16 protein-coding genes and 2 tRNA genes are annotated in these 15,799 nt (G+C 60.9%); 5 read left to right on the plus strand and 13 right to left on the minus strand.

Features of this window, described 5'->3' with window-relative positions:
* Together N181_RS34315 and N181_RS23585 are read left to right on the plus strand one after the other, a co-directional pair.
* A partial coding sequence (locus N181_RS34315) for a hypothetical protein (RefSeq protein WP_210172818.1) occupies positions 1-395 on the plus strand: 395 nt, incomplete at its 5' end.
* 59 nt (positions 396-454) lie between these two features.
* Complete coding sequence (locus N181_RS23585) at positions 455-733, plus strand: acetate and sugar kinases/Hsc70/actin family protein (protein ID WP_060563916.1); 279 nt, start codon at positions 455-457, stop codon at positions 731-733.
* Here N181_RS23585 and N181_RS23590 read toward each other — a convergent pair whose 3' ends face one another.
* The 4 genes from N181_RS23590 to N181_RS23605 form a co-directional block, all read right to left on the minus strand.
* Positions 734-1,024, minus strand: a complete 291-nt coding sequence (locus tag N181_RS23590; RefSeq protein ID WP_060563918.1) for a hypothetical protein — start codon at positions 1,022-1,024, stop codon at positions 734-736.
* An 88-nt stretch (positions 1,025-1,112) separates the two neighbouring features.
* Positions 1,113-1,466, minus strand: coding sequence for a hypothetical protein (locus tag N181_RS23595; protein WP_060563921.1), 354 nt, complete (start codon positions 1,464-1,466; stop codon positions 1,113-1,115).
* A 6-nt stretch (positions 1,467-1,472) separates the two neighbouring features.
* The gene (locus tag N181_RS23600; RefSeq protein WP_037460658.1) at positions 1,473-1,793 is read right to left on the minus strand and encodes a hypothetical protein; all 321 of its coding nucleotides are present in this window, start codon (positions 1,791-1,793) and stop codon (positions 1,473-1,475) included.
* A 27-nt stretch (positions 1,794-1,820) separates the two neighbouring features.
* The gene (locus tag N181_RS23605; RefSeq protein WP_060563923.1) at positions 1,821-2,345 is read right to left on the minus strand and encodes an N-acetylmuramoyl-L-alanine amidase; all 525 of its coding nucleotides are present in this window, start codon (positions 2,343-2,345) and stop codon (positions 1,821-1,823) included.
* 156 nt (positions 2,346-2,501) lie between these two features.
* On the opposite strand from N181_RS23605, the gene N181_RS23610 reads away from it, so the two are divergent.
* Together N181_RS23610 and N181_RS23615 are read left to right on the plus strand one after the other, a co-directional pair.
* Complete coding sequence (locus tag N181_RS23610) at positions 2,502-4,730, plus strand: glycosyltransferase (RefSeq protein ID WP_060563924.1); 2,229 nt, start codon at positions 2,502-2,504, stop codon at positions 4,728-4,730.
* 40 nt (positions 4,731-4,770) lie between these two features.
* Positions 4,771-5,403, plus strand: coding sequence for a class I SAM-dependent methyltransferase (locus tag N181_RS23615; protein WP_234885945.1), 633 nt, complete (start codon positions 4,771-4,773; stop codon positions 5,401-5,403).
* Here the strand turns inward: N181_RS23615 and N181_RS23620 are convergent.
* The 7 genes from N181_RS23620 to N181_RS33405 form a co-directional block, all read right to left on the minus strand.
* Entirely contained in the window at positions 5,384-7,786 is a 2,403-nt protein-coding gene (locus N181_RS23620) for a hypothetical protein (RefSeq protein WP_060563929.1), read from the minus strand. The two genes, N181_RS23615 and N181_RS23620, sit on opposite strands and share 20 nt — an antisense overlap.
* Complete coding sequence (locus N181_RS23625) at positions 7,783-8,130, minus strand: hypothetical protein (RefSeq protein WP_060563931.1); 348 nt, start codon at positions 8,128-8,130, stop codon at positions 7,783-7,785. Before N181_RS23625 ends, N181_RS23620 begins: the two co-directional genes overlap by 4 nt.
* 11 nt (positions 8,131-8,141) lie before the next feature.
* Positions 8,142-9,074 (minus strand): phage tail protein, encoded by a 933-nt coding sequence (locus N181_RS23630; protein WP_060563933.1) that lies wholly within the window; start codon positions 9,072-9,074, stop codon positions 8,142-8,144.
* Positions 9,075-9,272: 198 nt separating this feature from the next.
* Positions 9,273-11,390 (minus strand): hypothetical protein, encoded by a 2,118-nt coding sequence (locus N181_RS23635; protein WP_060563935.1) that lies wholly within the window; start codon positions 11,388-11,390, stop codon positions 9,273-9,275.
* Positions 11,387-13,351 (minus strand): phage tail tip lysozyme, encoded by a 1,965-nt coding sequence (locus tag N181_RS23640; protein ID WP_060563937.1) that lies wholly within the window; start codon positions 13,349-13,351, stop codon positions 11,387-11,389. The genes N181_RS23635 and N181_RS23640 overlap by 4 nt, the downstream gene beginning before the upstream one ends.
* A complete protein-coding gene (locus N181_RS23645; RefSeq protein ID WP_060563939.1) occupies positions 13,351-14,040 on the minus strand; it encodes a hypothetical protein in 690 nt (229 codons plus the stop codon). Before N181_RS23645 ends, N181_RS23640 begins: the two co-directional genes overlap by 1 nt.
* A gap of 15 nt (positions 14,041-14,055) precedes the next feature.
* Positions 14,056-14,211, minus strand: a complete 156-nt coding sequence (locus N181_RS33405) for a hypothetical protein (protein ID WP_153451776.1) — start codon at positions 14,209-14,211, stop codon at positions 14,056-14,058.
* Positions 14,212-14,267: 56 nt separating this feature from the next.
* Here N181_RS33405 and N181_RS23650 point away from each other — a divergent pair, with 56 nt between their 5' ends.
* Positions 14,268-15,410 (plus strand): site-specific integrase, encoded by a 1,143-nt coding sequence (locus tag N181_RS23650; RefSeq protein WP_060563941.1) that lies wholly within the window; start codon positions 14,268-14,270, stop codon positions 15,408-15,410.
* 49 nt (positions 15,411-15,459) lie between these two features.
* Here the strand turns inward: N181_RS23650 and N181_RS23655 are convergent.
* Both N181_RS23655 and N181_RS23660 read right to left on the minus strand, forming a co-directional pair.
* Positions 15,460-15,533 (minus strand) — tRNA-Gly (locus tag N181_RS23655).
* Positions 15,534-15,556: 23 nt separating this feature from the next.
* Positions 15,557-15,641: transfer RNA gene (locus N181_RS23660), tRNA-Tyr, on the minus strand.
* Between the last annotated feature and the right edge of the window lie 158 nt (positions 15,642-15,799).

Raw genomic sequence — 15,799 nt, forward strand, 5'->3', positions numbered from 1 at the left:
CCGATGTTGACGTGCGGCTTGTTGCGCTCGAATTTGCTCTTTGCCATGGGTACGCTTCCTGTGGTCAAATACGATTGATCAGCCGGCAGGGCCGGTTTGTGCAGCCGTTTAAGGGTTTCGCGGCATTTGCGCAAGACTTAATTGCGTCCGCCCGGACGGCAAGGTCTCAGCCAAATTTAAAGTCTATAGCGAAGCTCCGGCGCGCCGGCGCAGATAGATTCGCCAAAGCCGAAAAATTAAACGATGTCAGGATCATCCGCGACTTTTCTGAAGTCGAACGGAAAGTGGCTGGAGCGGGTAGCGGGAATCGAACCCGCGTATTCAGCTTGGAAGGCTTCCAGAACATTGAACGTTTTCAATGCGGCGTGTCACTCGCAATCCGGGGCGTTGCATAAGCGCCCCGGACTTCCCGACACGGATTGACTCGCGTGGCAGTCGTCAACATATCAGCCGCATGCCCGAGAAGCTCCGAACCCTCTCCGAGTTCACCAAGCCGCACATGGTGCTCACCTGCCACTGCGGCCGCAAAGGACGCTACAACGTCGCGCGTCTGATAGAGAAGCACGGGCCGGATATGCCGATCCGGGATTTCATCGACCTCATAGGCCAGAGCTGCCCGCGCTGGGTGCGGCCGTCCGAACATCGCTCGTGCGGCATCGGGTGTGACGATCTCGTCTATATGTTCTCGCCGGCACCAGCGACGGAGGAGTACGCGAGGAAGCAGGCGCGGTGATCAGGATGGGATGTGAAGGCCGCCTTTCGTGACGAACGTCATGAACGCCCCGAGCAGGCCGACCACGATCGCCAGAACGATGGTCACCAGATAGCCGTTTATCTTGTCGAGCTTCTTATCCAGGCCGCCGAATTTCTCGAGCAGGTTCTTCCACTGCTCTTCCTTCCGCGCGTCCGCAATGTCGGCCTGCACAAACCGCTGCTCCATGTTGGTCAGCCGCTGCTCTGTGGCCGCGTGCTTGTGCTCCAGTGAGACCACCCGGGAGCGGAGGTCGGCGGCTTCGATTGTCATCTCTTGGGTTCCAGTGCTCAATCCCCTGCCCTCGTATGCAATGCCACGGTAAGAGCCGGCCCCCGAGGATGAGGGCCGGCCTGTTCTGTTATCCGCCGATCGGCTTCTTTGCTGCCCACCGACCATAGAGCGCCAGCGCCCCGCCGACGACGGGGCCGAGCGCAATGATCAGGTCTATCACGTTGCCTTGCAGTTCTGCCGGGAGGGCATATCCGAAGGCGCCGAGGATGCCGGAGATGGCCGCCAGCAGGGCGCCGAGCGTGACACGCGACCGATACCAGGGCTCATTATTCGTCGCGTTGATGATCTCCGGCAGTATCTTGCTGGTGACTGCCTCGACGATCGGTGACACTGCGCCCGGTTGAGCCGGCACGGCAGGATTGCCAACAGCGCTCACCACCGCGCCGATGATCTTGTTTTCGAGTTTCTGTCTTGCGTCCATGGCCGGTCACTCCGCTGCCTTGGCTTCGCGCAGGGCGAGCGAGACGGTCGCATAGGCGGTCGCAGCCACCACGAGCGCATTGGCCGCCGTGACGCTGCCAGGATCGGCGCAGATGACCCGCACACCGTCGTAGGCGGCCTTCTCCTTGGCGATGGTGCGCGGCTTGATGTTGCCGGAGGCGGAGGCCGCGATGAATGCAGCGTGAGCCGTTTCAAGCAGAGCGCAGGTTTTCGGCAGGCTGGCCTTGATCGCGGTGTCGATCGAGCCGGTAGTCGTGCAGGAGGCGAGCGAAAGCGCCGCCACCGATGCAATCATCAGTGAACGCATGGTCAGTTCCTTCGTTGTTGGGAGGGGTTAGAGACGGGCCTTGACTTCGGCGCGCATTTTGTCGCCGCATGCCTTCGCCCCGATGACCGTCGGCGCGAAGGGCAACCTGGTGAAATCCCACTTGCCGCGCTGCTGGATGCCCAGATTCGCCTGCACCTCTGCATGTGAGAGGACCGTCTTCGGCGTGACCGGGATTTTGTAGAAGCTGGCGAGATGCGCGATGACATCCATGGCGCGATGCCACTGCGGTTCGGTCATCGGGAACTTGCCGGCGTGGAACGGGCTTTCGACGGCGCCCGCCATGCAGGCGAGAGAGACGCCGATCGATCCGGTGTTGCAGCCGCGCGTGTGGGCCGCATAGTCGTCATCACCGGTGATGACGTTGTCGGCGACGGTGTGATCTCCTCGCACGACATTCCCCGATCCCTCGATGATGAAGTGATAGTGCTCCTTGTCGAGATCGGAGGCCCGATAGGCGCCGGCGCTCCAATGCGCGATGATGCGCGACATCTTCACCGGCTGGAGCCATTCCAGCGGCAGCTTGTAGGTCATAGCGATGTCCTTTGAAGGTAAAGAAAACCCCCGCGCGAGGGCGGGGCCTGACGATGTAGCGAAATTTCGCCTCACCTGGCGATGAGCTTTGTCTTTCAATTTGTGCAGTGCGAAGTTAAAAGCCTCGGCAACCCTAAATTTCCTTCGGAGCCGTAAATGTCCCTCGCGCAAGCCCCGGTAGCTTTCGAACGCATCCAAGCGGCTGGCCATATTGAGCCGGTTCAGGAAACCGTTGATCTGGTGTTTGCCTCAGATGATCGATACGTCCGTTTTACCGCGGTGACGCTCGCGTCGATCCTCAAGAACTATTCGGGAAGCGCACCAATCCGGGTCTTCATCTTGATCGACAAGCTGTTGCCGGAAGCGGAGCGCGCCAAGCTGGAAGCGCTGCGCTCCATCCGGGAATTCAGCCTTCACGAAATCCCCGTCGATGCCCGCCTATTCGCCAACATCAAGACATCGGAGGGCATTTCGATCGCCACCTATTACCGGCTCCTGATGCACAAGCTGTTGCCGGCCGATGCGCGCAAGGTGCTTTATCTCGACAGCGACCTGATCATTCGCAAGTCGATCGATGAGTTGTTCAGCGTCCCCTTCGACGGGGCCCTGTTTGCCGGCGTCGAAGACACGATTTCCAGAACATACAATGCCAAGTTCGGTCTGGCTGAGAGCGCCAAGCATGTGAATGCAGGCGTCCTGCTGGTCAACGTCGATCTGATGCGCGCGATCGGCTTCAGCGAGCTCGTTGAGAGATACCTAGAGAGCAACCGCTACCGACTCGTTCTCGGCGATCAGCAGATACTCACCGAACTGTTCTTCGGCTCGATCAAATACGTTCCGGTCAAATGGAACGTTCACGGCTCGATGTTCAAGACCGACTGGGTCGAAAAGGTTGCCGGCGTCGAGAACTACATGAACCAGGGAGAGGCGACAGCAGCGATATCCGACCCAGCAATCATTCACTACACTCTCAAGCGGAAGCCATGGATGTCCCTCGAACACGCTCGCGCTGAAGAGTGGTTCGTCTACCTCGCCCTGACGCCATATGCCCTCGAGATCGAGAAACCTGAAAAGCCCGAGGAGGCCCCTTCCGGCAAACCGAAGCAGACCAACAAAAAGTCCGCACCGGAGAAGATGACCCTCGGCAGATTCCTGACCGTTATCGTTCCCGCAACCCTCGTAAGCTTCACCAGGATACGAAAGACGAGACTCGCAGTCGGCAAGCTCGAACGACGCCTTGATGCGCTCGAGAAGAAAAAACCGCAGACCGCGCCCCCCGCAGATCGCGGCGTGACCCTGAAAAACATCCTCGTCAGCAGGTCTGCAAACGCGCCTGCAGCATTCAGCGCCCGGGCCATGATCGAATCCCTTCCGGCGAATTCGGTCATCATGTCCAACGTCCACAAGAAGGACATGGAGGGCGGCTACGCCGAAAACATCAAAACGATCACGAAAACGGGGAATTTCTTCTATTTCACGGATCGCCTGCCGGATGCTGTTTTCCTGCTATCTCAGCGCATCGAGCAGGACATGTTTTGGTCATGTGTCGACACGGCCTATCTTTACGATCTGCCGCTCTATTTCACCGAAGTCGCTCTGTTCGGTGCCTTCGCCTCGTACTTCGACCCCGACGCGACATTGAACGAGCGGCGCGCTCTAGGCTTCATGATCGACGATCTCGGATACTATTTCGATGCCCGTCAGCCTTCTCGCATCGAGAGAACCCTCAACAAGTCTGACTTCGTGCTTTCCGAACAGGAATCCAGGCGCGCCCGCGCGGTCATCAACCGGATCTGCGCAGAAGGCATCACGAAATACAACAAATACGTCGTAGGGCCTGAATTCGAGATCGAGCCGAACGCGGTTCTTGTGATCGACCAAAAGAAGGGCGATGCATCGATCCAGTTTGCCGGCGCTAATGACTTCAGCTTCCACCGGATGCTTGATGCGGCCGTCGAGGAAAACCCGGGGCGCCCGGTCTATTTCAAGAGGCACCCGGACAGCATTCAGCGCAACATGAACTCCTACCGGAACAGGAATATCAACGAGATAACCGTGTTGCCGGATGACGTGACGATCGGTTCCGTCATCGATCGGTGCGACAAGATCTATACCGTCTCATCCCAGGTTGGCTTCGAGGGCCTGATGCGCGAAAAGGAAGTAGTAACCTTCGGCGCTCCTTTCTATTCCGGATGGGGCTTGACGGATGATCGCGGCACGGTCCAAAGACGCACACAGAGGAGAACTGTGGAGGAGCTTTTTCACGTGGCATGCATCAACCAATCCGTCTACCTGAATCCCGACACCGGTAAGCTGATCGAGATCGAGGAACTGATCGATATTATTCTGCAGATGCGCGCCGACAATGCAGCCCGCAGAACTTGAGGCACTGATAGCGTCAGAAACTCGGTTCGCAGAATTGTTGATGAAGACTGGCTGGAGGGTTGAAGACCCTCTTTCCAGCCAGGTTTCAAAGACGGTGATCCGTCCGCGACAGGCTTCCTCAAGCATAGACGCATCTTATTACCAGCGCCTTCATGAGGAGGATGCTGGTTATATGGCGAACAATTGGCTCGTTGCCGAACAGGCGGTCATCCTTTCATCCAAGCCGAAAACTGTCGTCGAGGTTGGTTGCGGCAATGGCGAGTTCTCGCGCGCCATTGCCGGGAGCGTCCGTAAGGTCTACGCGGTCGACTGGGCGCTGTCGCCGAAGTTCGTAGAGCGCCCGCAAAATGTTCTCTTTTGGAAAGCTGACATCACCAAGGATAAGATCCCCAGCGGAGACATCACCTGCTCTGCCGATGTGCTTGAGCATTTTTCGGCGGAAGACCTGACTCGCGTCGTAGGCAAATGCGCAACCTCCTCGCCTTTACAGTATCACGTTATCGCCTGCTACGATGACGGCCATAGCCATCTGACCGTCATGCCACCGGGAGCGTGGCTGGCCCTCTGGTGGCGGTTCTGTCCTGGAGCGCGGCTAATTCGGATAGATTGTCGCCGCAACAGGCCAGATCAATTGGTTTGCGTGATTGGGAATATTACGCCGCCATCACCGTGACGCTGACGCTCTGCGACGAGCCTAGCCGGTTCTCGATATAGAGAACACCGGATTGCACACCCAGCGTCAGATTGCCATCCGTGCCAGTCGTGCCGGTCAGAACAGCAGCGGTTGCTACGGTGTTCGCGTCTGTCACTCGGTTGGCGCTGACGGTCGGGGTGGACGCCGCCCGGATCGTGAAGATGCCGTGACGTGCCGAACCGGCCGTGAGATGCACAGCGCCCGAGAACACGGACCGGCGAAGATCGATTGTCGCGACACTGTCATCTGCGATGGTGAAGAAATACGAGAACGCCGAATTGACGTTGGGAAGAGCTTGCGGCGATATTTGGATGTCACTGACTGTGCCCGAGTATGAGAACGGCGTTGCTCTCTCGCTGGCGTCCACTGTCCCGTCGATACGAACGCTTCCGAGCGTCCCGGCCGTGCGGATGAATTCAACGCCGTTGCCGGAAGCGCCGACGATGACACCATTTGACATCGTGACGTTTTCCAGCACCCCGGAACTAGCCTGCACGAGGCTAATGCCTGCGGTCGGGTGGGAGTTGATCTGGAAGTCGGAGATGGAAACCCCGTCGATGCTGAACGTGCTCGCGGTCTCCAGCTTGATCACTTGGGCGGGAGCTGTGCCGGCGAAGCCGTTGTAGCGAACGCCGTTGATGATCACATGGCTGATGTTCGCGGCCGACGCCTGAAGATGAACATGGAGGCATGGACCGACGCCACTCGTGTTTTCGACGCTCAAGCCTGAAATTGCGCTGGCCCCGGAGCCCCCGGCATGCACCATCGCTGTCGGGGCAAGAGTGCTCGACGTCGGGATACGCACACCATCGATCGTTACACCCGTCGCACCCAAGACGCGGATCATGCTCGAGCCGGCGCCCGGATCGGCCCCATAGACGCCGGTCACGTCCTTGATACGGCAGGCGGTTCCGCCATTCTCTACGACAATGCCGAGAGCGGCCGATTGCCAGAAAATATCCTCGATATAGCATTCGCTATGGGCAACCCTTATCCAGGCGTTTGCGCGCGTGGTGATCGTATCGAGCTCGAACTGGATGCCAGTAAAGCGGCAAGCTGTCTCATCCGTTGTGAAGACGTCAAAGCCGTCGGCATCAACCTTGAAGACGGTTCGACGTGTTCCCGCGCCTTTGATCCAGCACCCGCGAGTTACTGTTATGCCGGAATCGACGTAATAGTTGCCAACATCGAACTCGATGACGCTCTCGCGAAGGTTCCCCATCGCGGTGCACGCCTTCTGAATGAGCGGTCCCTGGTCAGTGCCGCCCACAGCCGGCGTGGGGAACGCGCCGAACCAGGAGACATGCACCATGCGCGCGTCTTCGCCGCTGTCGCTGTCGTGGGCAAGCGAGATCGAACCATCACCGCGGAAAATCCACTGGCGCGAGCTTTCGATGCGGTTGGTGATGGTCAGCGTGAACGTGGCGTCTACGGTGACATACGCGGCATCTTGGAAGTAAACCGGCACATCAACTGTCAGGTTCGCGCCGAGCTTCGTCGCGCCGGTCGGGAAACGGACAAAGCCCATCACCGCCGCCATGACCGAAATTGCCGTTGCGCTGTTGGCGCCCGCCGAGCCGCCGAAATGATAGACGGTCGGATCTCCGACACGCACCCAGGCGCCGGCCGTCGAAGCAATCGCGTCGGCCTTGATATAGACGCCTTCCTGCGTGTCGGCCGTGATCTGAGTGGAATGGTCGCCAGTGGTCCACTGGAAGATACCTTGCCGCCCCGCTTCCTTGTTGAAGGCGAGCGTGTCCTTTGTCGTGTCGAGCGCTTTCAACGCCGTGCGATCCGCAACATAAGGCGGGATATCGAGATAGTCGCGAACGTCTGCCTGTACCGCATCGGCGAGAATGGCGAGACCGGCCGCGCCAAGCGTCATCCCGGCGAGCGTCTTCAGATTGTCGCTCACCAGGCGATCAGTGCCGATATCCTCGGCGAGATACCAAGTGCGGCCGTCGCCAGACACGAAGGTCGTTGCGCTGCCGTTGTTGCTGTCGATGAAAAGGCCGCCCGCGCCGTCGCCGACGGTCGCATCGCCGAAGACATAGATCGCATGAACGGCGACCGGGACGTTCGCCAGTTCGGCCGCGGCGATTGTCGGATAGCCGAACGCCACGCCGGCAACATCAATCATCGACTGCAGAAGGATGCGGTGATAGGCGCCCGTCGAGGCGTCATACATCGCAAAATAGTTCTGCTCCGGGTCCGGAATCGTCGCGATGTCGCCCAGGTTCTCGAAATCGAGGCTGACGGTCAGATCGGGAGATCCGCTGGCCCGCTCGACCTTGACCCCGTCTGTGCCCTCAATTCGGGCCGGGAAGCGCGGAAGCATGCGAAGGCGAAGGGCTGCGGTCATATGGAAACGATCCCGTCAACGATTGGAACTATGCCGATGAGGTATTGAGTGGTGAGGTCGTCGCGCTCGATCGTCACGCCGATCTCATAGGATCCGGAACAAAGGCCGGTCATGTCGGAGCGCGGGAATTGCCACTCAAGGACGCCATTGCCCAGGTCGGTGATCTTGCCGTTGTCGATGCTGGCCGAGAGGCGAGCATATGATGAACCCTGCTCGCGAACCTCGATGGTGACCTCGACGCCGGTAAAGTCCGTGATGGTCTCCCCGGTGTCGTCATCGACGATCTCGAAGGGCTGCACCCAATCGGCGCGGTTGGAGACTTGCTCAAATCGTGCTTCGAACACTTGGTCTCCCCCTAAAGGCGAATGTAGACGGTGAGGGCAAGGGACGGCTGAATGTTGTTGTGCGCGGCGCCGCCGCCCTTGTTCTGAACGGTGATGGCGTGGTTATGCGCCACGGTCGGAACGTCAGTTCCGCCCCCGGACAAGGCAACACGAGAGCCGCCGCCGCCAGTCTGGGCGCCAGCGATGTCCGTGAACCCGTTGAGGATCGGAGCCTTGCTGTCCGACGTTGCGTCGTGGTTGTGGACCGGCATTTCGGAGATGCTGAGCGTGTGCGTCTGCGCGCCGCCCTTCCAGCCGAGATCATCGGCATCCGTCAGCACCCCAGCCGCTATGTTGCCCATGTCGTCAAGGCCGACGATCGCCCGCCCACGGAAGTCGGGAAGGTCGATCGGCTTGTTCGCGGACCAGTCGGCGTTTGCTGAAGCGCCGCGGCCCCCAGCAACCACGAGGTTCGGATCGGCATTCCAGAGGAATTCATAGAGCGTCTGGCAGTCCGAGTTCGCCCGCTCCGTCGCGCCGCTGGTGGCCGTGCCGATCGACCGCCCGTTGCCTCGTACATAGCCGTCTAGGAAACCCTCGCCGTACCTGACCTTGATGTCTCCCGTCTCCAGAAGGGAGTTAGGGTCAACAGGTGCCGGCGGAGAGCCGCCGCCTTCGGTCGGGCCGATGATCGGCAAGGTATCGCTGTCGTAGAGGATCGAGCCGCCTGGCGTCGTGACGCGCACCCGGTAGAACTCGTCCGCCTCGTCGAGGAACACAGCCGGGAAGCGGCCATACCCGTCCGTTTCGAGCGGGTTCGGATGCGCCGTGGTCAGGCCGTAATCCCGATAGACCGTGATCGGCGTCGTGGTGCCGGCGGCGTAGAAATACGCCTTCGCCCCAACGATCGGCTTGCCGTTCAGGTCCTGAATGGTCGTGAACGAGCTTGGCCAGAAACCTGACATCGGCATCTCCATGTAAAAAGCCCCCCGGGGGAGCCTTGCAATTCAACCAAAGCGCGCGCATTTTCAGCGCATGCACGATAAACCCGACATTCTCACCTTAGTCAGCAACATGATCGCGCTCGCCATCCTCTTGCCTCTCGGCTGGTGGCTCCACGAACAGCGCCTATTCGGCTTTGGTGATTGGGTTGTGAGCCTCTTTCACTGACGAGGCGTGACGGTGATTTCCAGCGGCTGACGTGGCTCTTGCCCCAGCACGCGCGGAATTGCCCGAGACGGAATGGCCAGAGCATCGCCGATCTGCTCAAGCGCTTTCATGAAGGCTGGGCTTTTCTCTGCCTGGGTGACTGCATTCGCAATCGCGCGCGGATCATTCGAGGTCAGCATCTTGGCCACCGCCTGCATGACCTGATTTTCTGCTCGGCTTTGAAGAGCTCGGCCGCCCTTTACAGCTAGACCGCCGATTACCGCCCCGGTCAGATCACCGCCCGAAATGGCATAGCCGCCGCCGGCGCCGAGCCCGAGCTCGACAAGCTGCCTTGCGGTGGTCGAGTTGCCCATGGCACCGCGCAGCCGATCGGCGATGTCCTCAACCCTCACATAGGCCTCAAGCGCCTTGGCCTTCTGTGGCCCGAAGATGAGCTCTAGCGATTCCCGCGATGCCTGAGACTTGAAAACGGAGTTGATGACGTTCGTTCGATCGCCGGCTGCCTTGATGCGGTCGATCAGCTCGGAGGCATAGCCGGTTTGGAAGGCTGCCTTTTCTGCCGGCGTGAACTTGGCGTAGGCCTTTTGGGCTTCAGGCACGAGCCGCGGCGTCCCGGCGAACTTCTTGCCAGCCTCGACCGCGTCATCAGCGCCGAAGAAGGCGGCCGCGCCCTGTCGAGCATTTTTGAAGGTCGGGACAGCGGTATCTAGTTCGTTGTTCAACGCCGTCCGAAGCGCGCCGATCTCCGATGCCGTCGTGTTATCGCCAGCGCGAGCAGCCTTTTCCGATGCGGAGCGAAGATTGCGCTGCACATGGTCCCAAAATTCAAGGCTAGGCGTCACAAGCGTTCCGTCTGCCTTCTGCTTCAGCACGTATTGACCTTGGCTGTTCTGCGTGAACGGGTTCGGGATTTCCTTTGCTCCGGTTATCGCCCCGCGATCTGCGCTCTTCCGTGGCACGGTATCGATTGCGCGGCGGAAGGACGGAGACTGCATCAACTGCTGGATGCGCGGCGTAAACACTTGCTGAGCGTTGGGGCTGGCATAGGCGGCGTCATAGGCTGGCTTGTTGGCGCGCCGTGCTGCTGTACGGATGGCATCCTGATAGCCGATGTCATCGACGGAACCGCCGGCAACGCGGCGGATCACGTCAACCGCACGGTTTCCCTGCGTGGCGAAGCGGTCGTCGGCGACTTTGGTGATGACCTGGCGCGCTTCCGGGGCTTGGTTGGAGACGGAACGCGCAAGCGCCCGCGTGGTCTCTCCACCTCGATCGACGTTCAGAAGCGGAACGCCGGTAGAGCGTGCAACAGCCTCGTCTGTGGAGTTGAGCACGTCGCCTGCAAGCCTGTCGCGCTTGACAGCCACGCCAACGCGTCGGGATGCTTCCTCGGCCGGCCTGAGAACGGCACGGGCGGCCGGAGCGACCTTCTCACCGACAGCGCCGAGAACGCCCCGAACACCCGCCCCGACGACAGGGACAGCGCCGCCGATGGCGCCACCGATGACACCGCTGTTGATGACGTCTGCCGCGTTGCCGCCGCGTACTGCAGTATCAGCCGCAGATATGCCGCCGCTCGACAAAGCAGAGGCGCCAGCGCGCGAAAGCAGGTTCGGGCCGGTGATACCCAATGCCCGCGCGCCTGCTGCTGTAGAGCCAAGGGCGCCGAAAGCCGCGACGTTTCCCGCAACGCTACCGGCGAGCCGAGATCCTGGGTTCGCCTCCTGCGCCGCCTGGACGGTCCGCTGCCCCTGCTCGAGGTTCGTCGCATAGTCCTCGCCATCGATCAGGGAGGAGATACCGGCCGCCGCACGCTCGACACCGCCGAGCAGAGCAGGACCAACGATCGGGATGTCTCCAATGAAGCCGGAACCGAAGGCGCCTGCCTTGCCGCTTCCCGTGTTCTGACGTTCCTTCTCCAGCTCGAGCAAGCCTTCCTCATAGGAGAGGTGACGACCGGCCGGCGCCGCCTTTGCTTCTGGTTCGGCTGCAGCCGGCGCGTCGAAAGACTTGGCGATCTCATCGACCGTCGCTGCCTGCTGTTCTGGAGACAAGCTCTTGAAGCTGTCATCGACCTGAACGCGGCGGCCGTTGATGTTGAGAACGGTCATTCAACGATCTCCCACGTCACGCCGGATTGCGTGCGGTTGCCCTTGTTCGAGCGGCTCTCTGGCTTGTAGAAGGTGCCGCCCCGCAGTTCGTTGGCGCGGTCGCGGTAGGTTTGCAGGCGGCGCTGAACCGCTTGCATGGCGCGCTGATAGATACCGCGGCGGACTTCAGGCGGGAGGTTCGACGAACCGGACATGTCGAGCAGGATCTTGCGCTCGCCTTCGGTCGGTGCCCCGCCGAAAATGGCTTTGAGCTGGCCCAGAGCCTGACCGGTCACGACGTTATCGAGTTCAAGCGTTGCCTCACCGGCATCAGCGCCGAACGTGCCGGAGATCATGCCGCGCGTCCCGGCGAACGGACCGGAATAGGCTTGATCGTTCAATTCAAGGGCTCGGTTGAGCAGCGGGATGACGCCTTCTGCATTCATGACCGCCTCGTCGGCCTCTAGAATGGCCTTCTTGTCGGTCGCCGTGAGCGTCTGCTCGTTCTCGCGCGGAAGTTTGCCCGTGAGGATGAAACCCTGATAAGCCGGATCGTCAGGCGTGAGGCCAGCTTGCGCCGCCGCTTGGCGCCGTGCTTCCACCTCGTTGCCGACGTTGATCGTCTGCCCTGCCCCGCCGACGGCAGAAATCTGGCCTTCGGGGCCGACCTGATAAACGCGCTGGTCAGTCTCGGGGATGCCAAGCTGCGTTCGTTCCTCGGCCGTGAGCGTGCGATACTGGCCCTTCTGCTTTCCGTAATTCCCGACCGGATCGACCTGGCCCGTCTGCTTGTTGGCACGGAACAGCGTGCCATCCGGAGCGGTGAGGAAGTGGAACGCGCTGTCATTCGAGCCGGTGAGCTTCTGCTGCCACAGCTTGAGGCCGACTTCGCGGGTGTTGCGATCACGGACGAGGTCGGCAATCTGCTGGTTGGTGATGCCGCCGAGGCCCGCGTCCAACTGCGGAGCTACACCGGGAATGCCGACCGCGCCCGAGACGTCTGCGACCTCTACCGGCGCGAAGGCTGCAGGAGATGCTGCGGGGGTTGCCACGGGCTGCGGTGCAGGCGCAGCGCCGGCAGCATTGGTCTCAGCGAGGCGCGCGGCAAGCGCTTCCCTGCCCTCGACCTTGTCAACAGGGAGAGGCGTAAGCCCGAAACGGTCTGTGAAGGCTTCCTCAGACAGAGGCGCACCGGAAACTGCCGGAAGCGTACCGGCCGCCATGGCGTTCACCGCATCGGCAGAAGTCTGGGGCGCTGACGCGTTCGCGAACTCCTGCGCGAAGTAGTTCTGCGCCAGCGCGCGCCGACGGGCCGCCTCGCCACCCGCCTGATCGTATCCGGCGAACTTCCACGCATTGTTCATGAGGTTCTGGGCTTCCTCGACGCTGCCGGCATTGTTGAGCGCCGCGATCAGCTGCGGATCCTCCTGAAGGAAGAATTCAGCCTGCGTCTGCGGAGAGATGTTGCCCGGTTGCTCGCCCTTGCTCGCCGCATAGGCGTTGAGGCCCGCCAGCCGTTCGTTGCGCCAGGACATGATTCCGCCGGCCGTACCCGCCTGCCCGCTCTGGCTCGGGTCGCTCCAAGTGCGGTTGGCGTTCTTCGGCGAAAAGCCGCTCTCGGCGCGTCCCGTGGCGGCGATTGCCGACAGAGCATAAGGGTTCGTTACCCCGCCACTACGAACAGTCTCGATGAACGGCTGATACGTGCTGCCCTGAGGCTGCCCGCGCTCAACGGGCGTGACAGGCGCCGCGAAGCTCTGCGGCTGCTGCTGAGGGGCCAGGCGCGACAGGAAGCCGCCCTGCTGCTGGGCAGGCGCAGCGCCGCCCTGTTTGCCGATCAGGTCGGCGAGCTTCCCGAAGGACTTATCCTGCGAATACTGGTCGATCGCGCCGCCGAGCGTGTCGGCGATGCCGCCAAGCCAGGAATAGTCGCGCTCGGGAATGGCAATGTTCGGCAGGACGAGGCTTGCAAGCTGAGCCATCAGAAAAGACCTCCCGTCAATGCCTTCGTACCGAGACCGACGCCCATATTGAGCAGGCCGCCAAGGAAGCTGCCCTTTGCCGCAGACTGCTGCTCACGAACCTGCGCGAGCTGGTTGTTGTTGCCCATGCGGGCCTGAACGACGTTGCTCGCGAGGCCGAGGCGGTCGTCGGCCGTGCCCTGGTAGAGATCAGAGAGGCCGCCATAGGCGCTCGCTTGGCCGCCTGTGGCGCTGAGGCCTTGGCTAGAAAGCCCCTGCAGCCGATCGAGCCATGAGCCGTATTCCTGATTGGCAAGTCCTTGGCCGTACTGCGTGAGAGCCGTCAGCGTGTTGCCGCTGTTCAGCATGCCGGCTGCCGAGGCACCGCGCAGAGCCGCTTGCGTGCCCTGATCCATGGCGAAGTCATAGCCGGGGCCAGCCTGGAATGCGCCCTGTGCCGCGGCCGTCCCATCGTCGCCACCAAGGCCGAGGGCGTTGGAATACATCGACGTGGCGTCACGGCCCGCGCTCGTGTACGGATCATAGCCGGCGATCGCCTTGTTGATCGCGCCAGATGACCGCGCCTCACCGGTATTGATGATGCCTTGACCCTGACGATCGAACTTGTTGATCAGGGTGCGGTTCTTCTTCGTTGCGGCGGCCGCTGCCTTGCCGACGTTGCCGCCGGTCAGAGAATCGAGAAAGCCCATCGTGAATGCTCCAGTTTACAGGCCGCCGGCGTCGAGGCGTTCCTCGATCTCGCGAATGTGCTGATCGAGGCGTTGGAGGTAGAGATACCAGGTCTGCGTGATCCGGCCGGTGCGAGGATCGACAAGCGGCTCCTGCGGTGGCGGGAGTTGCGGAAGCTTTGCGCCGGCCAAACAGGGAGGCATCATCCATTTGGGCAATCTAGCCCCAGATGGAAAGGAAAATTGGGATGAGGACTGACAGACCGGGTTACCAGTACCGGCTGAACAAGGACGGGACCGCCGTCCATTACTGGAATCCGAAACGGGCGGTTAAGGCCGCTCCGGATTATCTCACGACCATCCGCCTTGCCGATGGTCTATCCGATGAGGGGATAGCCGCAGAATGCAAGCGGCTCACCGAGCAGTTGCGGGCGGATCTGCGCAATATCGACGCGCCGCCCAAATACGACGGGACCATCAAGGCCCTGATCGACTGCTACCGATGCGATAAGACCAGCACTCTGCACAGCGTCAAGCATTCAACCCGGATCAGGGATTACGAGCCTAGCCTGCGCGTGCTCGAGAAGGTCGTCGGCGGCCGGCGCATAGATGCACTCAAGGCATCTGATTTCCGTGACTGGTTCTCCAAATGGCGCAAGAAAGGCCACAGGCGGGCGTCAGGCGCGATCAAGCTCCTGCGGGTGATCATCTCCTACGGAGCCGGGGAACGTCTCCACGGCTGCGCACAGGCGCGGGAAATCCTGGCCGACATGCGGTTCGAACAGCCGGCGGCAAGAACGGTCGCGATGACCTACGAGCAGTGCCTGGCGATCGTGCAGAAGAGCATCGAATTGAAATGCCCGTCGATCGGATTTGTCGAGGCGCTGAAGTTCGAAACAGCACTGAGACGCATTGACGTGATTGGGGAGTGGGCCCCGCCGCCTGAGGGTGGCGCGTTCCGCTGGCGCGGACTGACGGGGCAGCAGATCTCAAAAGATCTGATCCTGACGCTCAAGACGAGCAAGACGGGTGCCGAGGTGTCTCGAGACCTGAAGGTCATGCCGCTCGTTCAGGAGGCACTGAAAGCCTACCGGATACCGGATATCGGCCCGGTGGTCATCGATGAGGACTATGGGAAACCCTACTGGGAGAATCGCTACACCGAGAAGTTCCGGAAGGTGCGCGATGCGGCCGGCGTTCCATCAAATGTCTGGTCGATGGATGCGCGGGCGGGTGCTGTGACGGAGACGGTCGAGGCTACCGGCTCATTGGAAGACGCCAGCAATCTGGCGACGCACAGCACGACAAAGACCACTCGGCGCTATAGCCGAGGCGATGGTCTGGAAAAGAGCCGGGAGATTGCCAAGGCCCGGGCTGAAAAGCGCAAGTGACACGCAGTGAAACGAGTGACACGCCATTCTTCTAAGTCATTGAAAAAGCTGGAGCGGGTAGCGGGAATCGAACCCGCGTATTCAGCTTGGAAGGCTGCTGCTCTACCATTGAGCTATACCCGCGGGCCTTCGATCCTGAAGCAGAATGGTGGAGGGAGTTGGATTTGAACCAACGTAGGCTGAGCCAACGGATTTACAGTCCGTCCCCTTTAACCACTCGGGCATCCCTCCATTATTCTGTCGGGATCAATCGACCAAGCTTTTGAGATCGTAGAAGAACCGGCGCCGTTTTCGTGCCGCCTCGCGATCTGCGCCGGGTATATGACCGCCCACCTTCTTCCTGTCAACAGAGCGAAACGGAAAATTTCAGAAATTCTCCACAGGCACAG

Source organism: Sinorhizobium fredii USDA 205, from assembly GCF_001461695.1.
Taxonomy (GTDB): domain Bacteria; phylum Pseudomonadota; class Alphaproteobacteria; order Rhizobiales; family Rhizobiaceae; genus Sinorhizobium; species Sinorhizobium fredii.